Source organism: Amycolatopsis iheyensis, assembly GCF_024703995.1.
Lineage (GTDB): Bacteria > Actinomycetota > Actinomycetes > Mycobacteriales > Pseudonocardiaceae > Amycolatopsis > Amycolatopsis iheyensis.
Window position 1 is genome coordinate 13640 of record NZ_JAMXQV010000016.1, and the last position, 11252, is coordinate 24891.

The following is an 11252-nucleotide window of genomic DNA, read 5'->3' on the forward strand; positions in this document are numbered from 1 at the left end:
CCATGGCTGTCCTGACCAAACTGACCGCCGCCGAGGCGAAGGTGTTCCTGCGCGACCCCGGCGCCCCGGCCGTCGTCGTCGGCATCCCGCTCGCGCTGCTGCTGGTGTTCGGGCTGATGCCCGGCGCGAACGAGCCCGACCCGAAGTACGGCGGGCACAGCGCGCTGGCCACGGTGATCGCGCCGATGGCGGTGACGATCCTGCTGGCCATGCTGGCGCTCACGCTGTTCCCGAACGCGATGGGCACCTACCGCGAAAAGGGCCTGCTGAAGCGGCTTTCCGCGAGCCCGGTGCCGCCGAGCCGCCTGCTCGCGGCGCAGCTGCTGGTGAACCTGGCCGCCGCGGTGGTCGTGGTGCTGCTCATCGCCGGCGTCGGCGGGCTCGTGCTCGGCATCCCGCTGCCGGGCAACCCGGGTGGCTTCCTGGTTTCGCTCGTCCTCGGCGCGCTGGCGCTGTTCTCCGTCGGCCTGCTGGTGGCGGCCCTCGCGCCGACCGGGCGCGCGGCGAGCGGCATCGGCAGCGCGGTGTTCTTCCCGATGCTGGCGCTCGGCGGGGTCTGGGTGCCGAAGGAGCAGCTGCCGGTCTTCCTGCAGCACGTCGCCGACGTCCTGCCGCTCGGCGCGACGCTCAACGCGCTGCGCGCGACCTGGGCCGGCGACGCCCCGGAAGTGCTGCAGCTCGGCGCGATGGCGGCCTTCGCCGTCGTCAGCACCACGATCGCGGCGCGGGTGTTCCGATGGGAGTGACGACCGCGCCCGCCCCGGCCGTCGTCCGGCCCGTCGCCGCGGTGCCGGTGGCGGTCGTGACGGCGCTGATGGCGATCCCGTTGCTGCTGACGGCGAACCGCTACGGCTACTTCGGCGACGAGCTGTACTTCCTCGCCGCCGGACGGCACCTGGCGTGGGGGTACGTCGACCAGCCGCCGCTGCTTCCCTTGCTGGCCAGGACGATGGACACGCTGGGGCACTCGCCGTTCGTCCTGCGGATCCCGGCCATGCTGGCGATGCTCGGCGGTGTCGTCCTGACCGCGCTGATCGCCCGGGAGCTGGGCGGCGGCGCCAAGGCGCAGACGCTGGCCGCCGCGACCTTCGCGGTCTCGACGAACTTCCTGGCGGGCGGGCACTACCTGGCGACGTCCACAGTGGACCCGTTCCTGTGGACCCTGCTGCTGTGGCTGCTGGTCCGGTGGCTGCGCACCCGCGCCGACGGCCTGCTCGTCTGGGCCGGCGTGGTGACGGCGGTCGCGCTGTACACGAAGTTCCTCATCGGCGGGTTCTGGCTCGCCGCCGGGGTCGCGATGCTCGCCTGTGGCCCGCGGGACCTGGTGCGGCGCCCCGCGTTGTGGCTCGGCGCCGGCATCGCCGTGGTCGCGCTGGTGCCGACGCTCGTCTGGCAGGCCATGCACGGCTGGCCGCAGCTGGGCATGGGCGCGGCGATCTCCGAGGAGGTCGGCGGGACCTGGGGCGGCCGGCTGACGTTCCTGCCGACGGCGCTGGTCACCGCCGGGCTCCCGGTGGGCGCGGTGTTGCTGTGTTACGGCCTCTGGCGGCTGCTGCGCGATCGGGAGCTGCGCTTCCTCGGCTGGACGACCCTGCTGCTGACCATCGTGTTCCTGGCGGTGAACGGCCGGTTCTACTACGTCGCCGGGATGTACCCGGTGTGCTGGGCGGTGGCCGCGGTCGCGCTCGAACGCCGGGAGCCGTCCCGCTGGTGGCGGTGGCTCGCGACCTGGCCGTGCTACGTGCTCGCGGTGGTGTTCGTGCTGCCCGTCGCGTTGCCGATCTGGCCGCGGGCCTGGCTGACCGAACACCCGTCGTTGCCCTCACCGGTGTTCGCCTTCGCCGAGATCGGCGCACCCGAAGCCACCCGCTCGGTGGCCGGCGCGTTCGCGAGCCTGCCCGGCCGCGAGCACACGGCGGTGGTGACCGAAACGTACTGGGAGGCCAGTGCCCTCGACCGCTACGGCCGCGACCTCGGCCTGCCCGAGCCGGCCAGCGGCAACCGCGGCTACGCGACCCTGGTCGTGCCCCCGGAATCCGCGACCGACGTGCTGTTCGTGGGCGCGAACCCGCGGTCGCTGCTCGGCCACTTCGCCGACGTGCGGCCGATCGGCAAGGTGGACACCGGCGCCGCGAAACCGAGTTACTTCGACGGGGCGCCGCTGTGGCTGGCGACCGGCCGGGTCGAACCGTGGTCCGCGTTGTGGCCGAAGCTGGTGAACACGCATACGTGAGGCCGGCGTCACCATCCGCACGGTGACGCCGGGACCGGCCACGTAGGGTGCGGGAAGGACCGGGCCGGACGAGGAACAGGAGCACGATGGACGCCGTAGCCACGGCCCCCGACCAGGCGAAAGCGGTGCTCGCGCCGTTCGCCCGGCTGCCGGTCGCCCTGCTCGCGGCGGGCACGGCCGCCGCGCTGCTGCTGACGGCGGGGCGCTACGGCTACTTCGGCGACGAGCTCTACTTCCTCGCCGCCGGCAAGCACCTCGCCTGGGGCTACGCCGACCAGCCGCCACTGGTCCCGTTCCTGGCCTGGCTGATGAACACCCTCGCTCCCGGCTCGCTGGTGGTGTTCCGGCTGCCCGCGATCGCCGCCACCGCGGCCGGCGTGGTCGTCACCGCGCTGATCGCGCGTGAGCTGGGCGGGCAGCGCAAGGCACAGGCCCGCGCGGCGGCGGCGTACGCCATCTGCGGCCAGTTCGTCGGCAGCGGGCACTACCTGGCGACCTCGACGATCGATCCGCTGCTGTGGACGCTCGTGCTGTGGCTGCTGGTGCGCTGGGTCCGCACCCGTGAGGACTCGCTGCTCGTCTGGCTCGGCGTCGTGACGGCGGTGGCGCTCAACGACAAGCTGCTGATCGGCGCGTTCTGGGTGGCGGCCGGGCTCGCGGTGCTCGTCTGCGGACCGCGGGAGCTGCTGCGCCGGCCGAAGCTGTGGCTGGGCGCGCTGATCGCCGCCGTCTCGCTGGTTCCCACGCTGCTCTGGCAACGCGCGAACGGCTGGCCGCAGCTCGGCATGGGCGACGCGGTCGGCGCCGAGGTCGACGCGGCGGGTGGCCGCGAAAGCTTCCTCCCGCAGCTGCTCGCCGGGGCCGGCTGGGTGATCGGCGCGCTCGGCGTCCTCTACGGCGTCGCCGCGCTGCTCGGCAGCAAGCAGCTACGGCCCTACCGCTTCCTCGGCTGGACGGCGCTCGGCGTCGTCGCGGTCTTCCTGGTCGCCAACGGGCGGTACTACTACGCCGCCGGGATGTTCGGCGTGCTCTGGGCCGCCGCCGCGGTCCACTTGGAAGGCCGAACCCCGGCGCGGTGGTGGCGCTGGGTGCCGACCTGGCCGGTGTTCGTCGTGTCCGCGTTGTTCAGCCTGCCGTTCACGCTGCCGATCTGGCCGGCGCACTGGCTCGTCGAGCACCCGGCCGCGCCGCGCCCCGCCTACGCGGCCGAAGAGATCGGCTGGCCGGACCTCACCGCCGACGTCGCCGCGCTGTACCGGACCGCGCCCGCCGGCACGGCCGTGATCACCGGCGGGTACTGGCAGGCGGGCGCGCTCGACCGGTACGGGCCCGAGCACGGCCTGCCCGAGGCGTACAGCCCCAGCCGCGGCTTCTGGTACTTCGGCCGCCCGGCCGACAACGTCGACAACGTGCTCTTCGTCGGCTACGACCCCTCGAAACTCGCGAAGCACTTCGGGAGCGCCCACATCGTCGGGCAGGTCGGCAACCGGCTCGGCGTCCGCAACGCGAGCGCGCACATGCCGGTCTGGCAGCTCTCCGGCCGGACCGCGAGCTGGGCCGAGATCTGGCCGGGGCTCAAGGACATGAGAGCGTGAGCCTCAAGCTCGACTGGACCAGGTCGATGTGGCCGCCCGTCTCGGCGAAGACGGCCGGGATCTGGCAGCCGTGGCTGTCCCGGGCCGAGCGGTACTTGTGCTACGTCTTGCTGGCCACCGCCACGGTCCTCAGCGCCACGATCGGCGGGCACGACCTCCGCTGGTGGGCCGCGACCGGCCCACTGGTCGCCGGGTCCGCGTTGTGGCTGTTCGCGACGGTGACGCTGGCTCCGCCGCGGTTGCGCGAGCACCCGGTGTTCGCGACGCTCGCGTTCACGGGCCAGCTGGCCCTGGCTTCCGTGCTCGAGGCACGTGACGTCACGTTCCTGATCTTCGTGATCTTCGCGTTCCTGGCCGCGCTGCGGCTGCGGCCGCTGTGGCTGGCGTTCGCCGGGCTGGCGGCGACCTCGCTGCTGATCAACACGCTCGGCAACGGCGGGCCGGTGCACGCGCTGCGGGAGCGGCCCGGCATCTGGATCACGCTGGTCCTGGTGCAGACGACGGCCATCGGCGGTGGCGCGGCACTCTCGGCCGCCGTCGCCCGGCAAAGCGACGAACGGCAGCGCATGCTCGACGAGCTCGCCGCGGCGCAGGCGGAAAACGAAGGCCTGCAACAACAACTGCTCAGCCAGGCCCGTGAAGCCGGGGTGCTCGACGAGCGGCAGCGGCTCGCCCAGGAGATCCACGACACCCTGGCCCAGGGCTTCACCGGCATCATCACGCAGCTCGAAGCCGCCGCGCTGGCCAAGGACGAGCCGGCGGAGTGGGAGCGCCACCTGGACTCCGCGACCGCGCTCGCGCGCGAAAACCTCACCGCCGCCCGGCGTTCGGTGCGCGCGCTGCACCCCGAGCCGCTGGACACCGCGAGCCTGCCCGAAGCGCTCGCCGACGTCGCGGCGCGGTGGAGCGCGCGGACCGGCGTGCCCGCCGCGGTCACCGCGACCGGGCAGCCGCGGCCGCTGCACCCGGAGATCGAGGCGACCGTCCTGCGGGTCACCCAGGAAGCATTGTCCAATGTGGACAGGCACGCGGCGGCCGGCCGGGTCGGCCTGACGTTGTCCTACATGGCCGACGAAGTCACCCTCGACGTCCGGGACGACGGCGCCGGGTTCACACCCGGGCCCGGCCCGGGGTACGGGCTGCCCGGGATGCGGCGGCGCGTCGAACGGCTCGCCGGTACGCTCCACGTCGAGTCCGAACCCGGCGGCGGCACCGCGATTTCGGCCGTCCTGCCCGACGTCCCACCCCCGCCGGAGGCCGCGCCATGACGATCACCGTGCTCATCGCCGACGACCACCCGATCGTCCGCGACGGCCTGCGCGGCATCTTCACCGGCCGCGGCTTCGAGGTCGTCGGCGAGGCGGCGAACGGCGCCGAGGCCGTGGCGCTGGCCGAGCGGCTGCGCCCCGACGTCGTGCTGATGGACCTGCGGATGCCGGGCACCGACGGCGTCGCGGCGATCACGGAGCTGGCCCGGCTGGGCAACCCGGCGCGGGTGCTGGTGCTCACGACCTATGACACGGACTCCGACGTCCTGCCGGCGATCGAGGCCGGCGCGACCGGCTACCTGCTCAAGGACGCGCCCCGCGAGGACCTGTTCCGAGCCGTCGAAGCCGCCGCGCGCGGCGAGGCGGTGCTCTCCCCCGCCGTGGCCAGCCGGCTGATGGGCCGGATGCGCGAGCCGGCGCGGGAGCCGTTGTCGCAGCGCGAGCTCGAGGTGCTCACGCTGGTCGCGCGCGGGTCGACGAACAAGGACGCGGCGAAGAAGCTCTTCATCAGCGAGGCGACGGTCAAGACGCACCTGATCCACGTCTACGCGAAGCTCGGCGTGAAGGACCGCGCGGCCGCCGTCGCCGTCGCGTTCGAGCGCGGGCTGCTGGGGTCCTAGGGCGTCCAGCCGGTGGTCGCGGCCCACTTCTCGGCGCGGGTGAAGACGCCGTTGACGAAGTCCTGCTTCTCGTCCGCGTACGCCTCGACCGTGCCGTCGTCGGCGTGCGCGTCGGCCAGGCGGAGCTTCACGTCGCGGTAGTCGTCGCGCTCTTCGGGGTTCGCGCGCAGGTAGTCGCGGAACAGCAGCGCCAGCCGCCACGCCGGGGTCTGCTCCGAGCGGACGTGCAGGTTCACCGGCCGCTTCGGATCGGCGCCGACGTGCAGGCGCTTGGGCCACGGCTCGCCGCCGTCCTGGGCGTCGTCGTACCAGTCGCCCGCCAGCCGCGGGAACCCCGCGTCGGACAGCAGTTCCCGCAGCGTGTCGGCGTCGTCCGGAGTGGACACCGTCAGCTGGAGGTCGAGGACGTCCTTGGCGGGCAGGCCGGGCACGGCGGTCGAGCCGATGTGGTCGGCGCGGCGGGCCAGCTCCCCCGCGGCGGCACGGACGCGGGCGAGCACCCGCTCGGCCTGGGCCGGCCAGGTGAGGTCGTACGCGGCGATCATCGGCGACATCGGCGGCCGCGGCCGGCGCAGCCGGACGTTCGCCTCGAACGGCACCAGGCGGTCGGCCCACAGCGCGTCGACGTCGGCGAGCACCGCGTCCTCGGGGCCGCCGTTGTCGAGCCAGACGTCCGCGACCGCGCGGCGCTGTTCGTCACTGGCCTGCGCGCGGATCCGGGCCCGCGCGTCGTCCTCGGCCATCCCGCGGGCCGACACCAGCCGCCGGACCCGCACCTCGACCGGCGCGTCGACCACCACGACCAGGTGATACGCCGTCGCGAGGCCGTTTTCGACCAGGAGCGGGATGTCGTGGACGATCACCGCGTCCGGCTTCGCGGCGACCATCAGCTCGCCGGTGCGGGCGCCGACCAGCGGGTGCACGATCGCGTTCAGCCGCTTGCGCGACTCGTCGTCGGTGAACGCCTTCGCGGCGAGCGCCGGCCGGTCGAGCGAGCCGTCACCGGCCAGGATCTCCTCGCCGAACGCCTCGACGAGCCGGGCGAGCCCCTCGGTGCCGGGCGCGACCACCTCGCGGGCGATCCGGTCCGAGTCGATCAGCACCGCACCGTGTTCGGCGAGCCGGTTCGCCACGGTCGATTTCCCGGCCCCGATCCCACCCGTCAACCCCACACGCAACATGCCGATCACCCTAGTCAGGCCCGCCGCGTACGGCCGACCGTGTGACAAGCGCGGCGGGCCCGTAACGCGAGTAATCGATTTCCGATGAACGTTTTCAGCGGGGTCGCCGAACCCCGCCATGGAGGGGAGCCATGCAGATGCTGACGAAGATCGGCAGGTCGGCGGCCGCCGCGCTGTGCGCGGGCGGGCTCGCGGTGGCGATGCCCGAGGCGGCGGCAGCTGCGCCGGCCACCCGGTGCCTGTCCGGGGTCTACCGGGTGCACGTCCGATGCCACTACACACCGTTCGCGAAGCTGTACACCGCGGAGCGGGCGTGGATCCCGTTTCCCCTGAGCACCTGCGACAGCACACCCCGGCCCCTCTGAGACACACGAAGGGGTGAGCCGCAAGGTGATCGTGACGCGTGACTCAACCGATATCCGGACACGCCGCGTTGCTTACCCACCTCGACCGGCGTAGCTGCGTACCGTGCGCGCGACAGGGTCGCCCACACGGAGGAACGATGGCGAACAGCAAGCACGTCGGGAGGCACCGGCTCGGCACGCCGGGGCTGGTGCACTGCGTTCTCCATCGCACGGTGGCCGACGCACTGGCGGACTACCGCCGGACCTGGTTGAGCGCCCTGCTGGTGCCGGCGAAGCACAGCTTCGCGGGCCTGCGCCGCAAGGCCCGCGCGGCGGCCCTGGAACGCATCTGGGTGCCGGCGGTCGCGACGGCGACGGCCGCGACGGCCCGGCCGGCCACCGCTCGCGCCGCCTGACCGCGCACCCCGCATGTAGGTCAGCGGCCGGTCTCCTGGGTCTCGATCACGATCTCCGAGGACAGCGTCCGGTGCACCGGGCACTTGTCGGCGATCAGCATGAGCTTGGCGCGCTGCTCGTCGTCGAGCTCGCCCTCCAGCTCGATTTCGCGCGTGATCCGGCTGAGCAGGCCGCGCTCGGTCTCGCAGCGCTCGCAGTCCTGGGCGTGGATGCGGTCGTGGCGGAGCCGGACCGTCGCGCGGGTCAGCGGGATGCCCTTGCGGTCGGCGTACATCCGCAGCGTGATCGCCGTGCACGAGCCGAGCGACGCGAGCAGCAGCTCGTACGGGTTCGGGCCGGCGTCGGCGCCCCCGACCGCGACCGGCTCGTCGACGAGCAGCGTGTGGCTCGCCGTGGTGACCTGCTGCGTGTAGACGCCGTCGCCGCTCGCGGTGACGACGACCGTGCCGGGCTCGGGGTGTTCCATCCGCGTCAGTCCTCCCAGGGTGAACCTTCGATCGTGGTGACGAAGTCCGTGCGCTCGAAGCCTGGCACGAACCGGGCCAGAACATCGGCTTTGACGTTCCCGAAGGTCGTGTCGGGCCGGTCACGGATGCCGTCGGTGAACGCGGCGAGGATGCGCCGCTTGAAGTCCGGGCGCGGGTGCGCGGCGACGATCGCGGCGCGGGCCTCGGCCGGGAGGTCGTGGTAGCCGATGCCCAGGACGTCGTACTCGACGCCCGCGGTGACCAGCGCGACCTCGGGTTCCATCTGCGCGGGGATGCCCGGCGTCGTGTGCAGCGCGATGGCCGTCCACGCGATCCGGGCCTGCTCGGGGTCGACACCGTGGCCCAGCAGGAAAGTGCGGGCTTCGTCCGCGCCGTCGAGTTCGAAGCGGCGGTCGGTGCGGTGGCCCTCGACCAGCCCGAGGTCGTGGAACAGCGCCGCGACGTAGAGCAGCTCGGCGTCGAAGGCGAGGCCGAGGCGCCGGCCCTGCAGCGCGCCGAAGTGGTAGACGCGGGACGAATGGTCGTACAGCAGCGGGCCGGCGGTGTCGCGGACGTACTCGGCGGCCTCGCGGGCGAGCGGCGTGTCAGGGGTGTCGGTCGTCATGACGTCGACGGTGCCAGGGCGCGGGATGCTCGGACCTGTGTTCAACGGACGGGAATACCGCACATCCGGACATCCGGCGCATTCCCAAGACGCTCCGGATATCGTATCTTCTGCTGCGGGTGGGTCACCCGATCGGAGTTGGGGGTGCGCCGTGGCCACCAGGCACGTGTCGATGCGTCCCGCCGAGCACGGCACCCGCGAGCGCTACCTCGACGCGGCGTTGTCCGTACTGCTGGACCGGGGTGTCCCGGGGCTGACGGTGCGGGGCGTCGCAGAGGCGGCCGGCGCGTCGACGATCTCGGTCTACGCCCGCTTCGGCGGCCGCGCGGGCCTGCTCGACGCGCTGTACGAGCGCACCTTCGACTCGCTGCGGGAGCTGCTGGAGGGACTGCCGCCGTCGAGCCCGGACGGGGTCGCGGACCTGCTGCACCTGGCGCTGGAGTACCGGCGCTTCGCCCGCGAGAGCCCGACGCGCTACGCGTTGATGTTCGAGCGTCCGGTGCCGAACTTCGACCCGGACCCGGCGCTGCGGTCGGCGGTCCTGCGCACGACGTTCACCTTGTTCATCGCCCGGGTCCAGCGGGTGAGCCCGCCGGAGTCGGATGCCCGCGCGGCGGCGTACCAGCTGTGGACGGCGATGCACGGCCTGGTGGGCGCGGAGCTGACGATGTCGTCGCGGACGACGTTGCCGGACTGGTTCATCCCGCCGACGGACGAGGCGAACGAGGCGATGTACCGGCGCGGGGTCACGGCGATGATGACCGGCCTCGGCCTGCACAACCGCTGACCGGCCCCCGATGCGCCCCAATGTGGCCTTGGTTGCGTCAGACGCACCCAATGTGGCCTTCGGTGCGTCAGACGCACCGAAGGCCACATTGGGGCGCTTGGGGCTGAGCCGAGCCGAGCCGGCCGGGGCCGGGAACGCGCGAACCCCCGGTCCGCAGTGGACCGGGGGTTCGCGGGGTTCAGCTGGCGAACCGGTGCGGCTCACGCACCGCCGGAGAGCTTCTCGCGGAGCGCCGCGAGCTGCTCGTCGGAGGCGAGGGTGCCACCCGTGCTCTTCGTGTCGGTCGAGGTCGAGCCCGAGGTGTAGCTCTGCTCGCCACCCTCGACGCCGGTCGCCGCGTCGGCGGCGGCCTCCGCGTCGGCCTCGACGGCCTTCTGGACCTGCTTCATGTGGGCCTCGTAACGAGTGTGCGCCTCGGCGTACTGGCGCTCCCACTCCTCACGCTGCTTGTCGAAGCCTTCCTGCCACTCCTGGGTGTCCGGGTCGAAGCCTTCGGGGTAGATGTAGTTGCCCTCGGCGTCGTACTCGGCGGCCATGCCGTACTGGGTCGGGTCGAACTCGGTGTCCGGCGTGACACCCTCGTTCGCCTGCTTCAGCGACAGCGAGATGCGACGGCGCTCGAGGTCGATGTCGATGACCTTGACCATGACGTCGCCGTTGACCTGGACGACCTGCTCCGGGATCTCCACGTGGCGCTCGGCCAGCTCGGAGATGTGGACCAGGCCCTCGATGCCCTCTTCGACGCGCACGAACGCACCGAACGGAACCAGCTTGGTGACCTTGCCCGGCACGATCTGGCCGATCGCGTGGGTGCGGGCGAACTGGCGCCACGGGTCTTCCTGGGTCGCCTTCAGCGACAGCGAGACGCGCTCGCGGTCCATGTCGACGTCCAGAACCTCGACCGTGACCTCCTGGCCGACCTCGACGACCTCGGACGGGTGGTCGATGTGCTTCCAGGACAGCTCGGAGACGTGCACCAGGCCGTCGACGCCACCCAGGTCCACGAAGGCACCGAAGTTGACGATGGAGGACACGACACCCTTGCGGACCTGGCCCTTGGCGAGCGCGTTGAGGAACTCGCTGCGCACCTCGGACTGGGTCTGCTCCAGGTAGGCGCGGCGGGACAGGACCACGTTGTTGCGGTTCTTGTCCAGCTCGATGATCTTCGCCTCGAGCTCGCGGCCGACGTACGGCTGCAGGTCGCGGACGCGACGCATCTCGACCAGGGACGCGGGGAGGAAGCCGCGCAGGCCGATGTCCAGGATGAGGCCGCCCTTGACGACCTCGATGACGGTGCCCTTGACGGGCTCGTCCTTCTCCTTGAGCTCCTCGATCGTGCCCCAGGCGCGCTCGTACTGCGCGCGCTTCTTGGACAGGATCAGACGGCCTTCCTTGTCCTCCTTCTGGAGAACGAGGGCTTCGACCTCATCGCCGACGGTGACAACCTCAGCCGGGTCGACATCGTGCTTGATGGAGAGCTCACGCGAGGGGATGACACCCTCGGTCTTGTAGCCGATGTCGAGCAGGACCTCGTCGCGGTCGACCTTGACGATCGTGCCCTCGACGATGTCGCCATCGTTGAAGTACTTGATCGTCTTGTCGATAGCCGCGAGGAAGTCTTCCTCCGACCCGATGTCGTTGATGGCGACCTGAGGGGCCCCAACGGGGGCGGTCGGGGCGGTGGCGGTGTCGGTGGTCATTAGGCGGGTTGCTCC

The 11252-nt window shown here is 72.2% G+C and carries 12 protein-coding genes; 8 read left to right on the top strand and 4 right to left on the bottom strand.

The annotated features are described in order from the left end of the window. Positions 1-2: 2 nt before the first annotated feature. From M8542_RS27960 to M8542_RS27980, 5 genes are all read left to right on the top strand, one after another. Positions 3-746, top strand: a complete 744-nt coding sequence (locus M8542_RS27960) for an ABC transporter permease (protein WP_257923238.1) — start codon at positions 3-5, stop codon at positions 744-746. Next, the gene (locus tag M8542_RS27965; protein ID WP_257923239.1) at positions 737-2233 is read left to right on the top strand and encodes an ArnT family glycosyltransferase; all 1497 of its coding nucleotides are present in this window, start codon (positions 737-739) and stop codon (positions 2231-2233) included. The genes M8542_RS27960 and M8542_RS27965 overlap by 10 nt, the downstream gene beginning before the upstream one ends. Before the next feature lie 86 nt (positions 2234-2319). Then, a complete protein-coding gene (locus tag M8542_RS27970) occupies positions 2320-3828 on the top strand; it encodes a glycosyltransferase family 39 protein (protein WP_257923240.1) in 1509 nt (502 codons plus the stop codon). Continuing rightward, the gene (locus M8542_RS27975) at positions 3825-5096 is read left to right on the top strand and encodes a sensor histidine kinase (RefSeq protein WP_257923241.1); all 1272 of its coding nucleotides are present in this window, start codon (positions 3825-3827) and stop codon (positions 5094-5096) included. Before M8542_RS27970 ends, M8542_RS27975 begins: the two co-directional genes overlap by 4 nt. Next, positions 5093-5716, top strand: a complete 624-nt coding sequence (locus tag M8542_RS27980; protein ID WP_257923242.1) for a response regulator — start codon at positions 5093-5095, stop codon at positions 5714-5716. Before M8542_RS27975 ends, M8542_RS27980 begins: the two co-directional genes overlap by 4 nt. Here M8542_RS27980 and coaE read toward each other — a convergent pair. Beyond that, positions 5713-6897, bottom strand: a complete 1185-nt coding sequence (gene coaE, locus M8542_RS27985) for a dephospho-CoA kinase (RefSeq protein WP_257923243.1) — start codon at positions 6895-6897, stop codon at positions 5713-5715. The genes M8542_RS27980 and coaE overlap by 4 nt on opposite strands. Before the next feature lie 131 nt (positions 6898-7028). On the opposite strand from coaE, the gene M8542_RS27990 reads away from it, so the two are divergent. Further along, positions 7029-7262: a hypothetical protein gene (locus tag M8542_RS27990; RefSeq protein ID WP_257923244.1), complete on the top strand. Its 234-nt coding sequence runs from the start codon at positions 7029-7031 to the stop codon at positions 7260-7262. A gap of 137 nt (positions 7263-7399) precedes the next feature. Then, positions 7400-7657 carry a hypothetical protein gene (locus M8542_RS27995; protein WP_257923245.1) on the top strand — a complete coding sequence of 86 codons (258 nt, stop codon included), beginning with the start codon at positions 7400-7402 and terminating at the stop codon, positions 7655-7657. Between the two features lie 20 nt (positions 7658-7677). Here M8542_RS27995 and M8542_RS28000 read toward each other — a convergent pair whose 3' ends face one another. Both M8542_RS28000 and M8542_RS28005 read right to left on the bottom strand, forming a co-directional pair. Next, on the bottom strand, positions 7678-8124 hold the full coding sequence (locus M8542_RS28000) for an OsmC family protein (protein WP_257923246.1): 447 nt from the start codon (positions 8122-8124) through the stop codon (positions 7678-7680). 5 nt (positions 8125-8129) lie between these two features. Then, positions 8130-8750 (bottom strand): HD domain-containing protein, encoded by a 621-nt coding sequence (locus tag M8542_RS28005; RefSeq protein WP_257923247.1) that lies wholly within the window; start codon positions 8748-8750, stop codon positions 8130-8132. A gap of 172 nt (positions 8751-8922) precedes the next feature. Here M8542_RS28005 and M8542_RS28010 point away from each other — a divergent pair, with 172 nt between their 5' ends. Further along, positions 8923-9537, top strand: a complete 615-nt coding sequence (locus M8542_RS28010; RefSeq protein WP_257923463.1) for a TetR/AcrR family transcriptional regulator — start codon at positions 8923-8925, stop codon at positions 9535-9537. Between the two features lie 200 nt (positions 9538-9737). On the opposite strand, the gene rpsA is transcribed toward M8542_RS28010, so the two are convergent. Then, a complete protein-coding gene (rpsA, locus tag M8542_RS28015) occupies positions 9738-11237 on the bottom strand; it encodes a 30S ribosomal protein S1 (RefSeq protein WP_257923248.1) in 1500 nt (499 codons plus the stop codon). Between the last annotated feature and the right edge of the window lie 15 nt (positions 11238-11252).

What these genes read in the sequence shown, in the direction of transcription:
- M8542_RS27995 (WP_257923245.1), top strand. Translation starts at nt 7,400, where the DNA reads ATGGCGAACAGCAAGCACGTCGGGAGGCACCGGCTCGGCACGCCGGGG.
- M8542_RS27990 (WP_257923244.1), top strand. Translation starts at nt 7,029, where the DNA reads ATGCAGATGCTGACGAAGATCGGCAGGTCGGCGGCCGCCGCGCTGTGC.
- M8542_RS28000 (WP_257923246.1), bottom strand. Translation starts at nt 8,124, where the DNA reads ATGGAACACCCCGAGCCCGGCACGGTCGTCGTCACCGCGAGCGGCGAC.
- coaE (WP_257923243.1), bottom strand. Translation starts at nt 6,897, where the DNA reads ATGTTGCGTGTGGGGTTGACGGGTGGGATCGGGGCCGGGAAATCGACC.
- M8542_RS27980 (WP_257923242.1), top strand. Translation starts at nt 5,093, where the DNA reads ATGACGATCACCGTGCTCATCGCCGACGACCACCCGATCGTCCGCGAC.
- M8542_RS28010 (WP_257923463.1), top strand. Translation starts at nt 8,923, where the DNA reads ATGCGTCCCGCCGAGCACGGCACCCGCGAGCGCTACCTCGACGCGGCG.
- M8542_RS27970 (WP_257923240.1), top strand. Translation starts at nt 2,320, where the DNA reads ATGGACGCCGTAGCCACGGCCCCCGACCAGGCGAAAGCGGTGCTCGCG.
- rpsA (WP_257923248.1), bottom strand. Translation starts at nt 11,237, where the DNA reads ATGACCACCGACACCGCCACCGCCCCGACCGCCCCCGTTGGGGCCCCT.
- M8542_RS27965 (WP_257923239.1), top strand. Translation starts at nt 737, where the DNA reads ATGGGAGTGACGACCGCGCCCGCCCCGGCCGTCGTCCGGCCCGTCGCC.
- M8542_RS28005 (WP_257923247.1), bottom strand. Translation starts at nt 8,750, where the DNA reads ATGACGACCGACACCCCTGACACGCCGCTCGCCCGCGAGGCCGCCGAG.
- M8542_RS27960 (WP_257923238.1), top strand. Translation starts at nt 3, where the DNA reads ATGGCTGTCCTGACCAAACTGACCGCCGCCGAGGCGAAGGTGTTCCTG.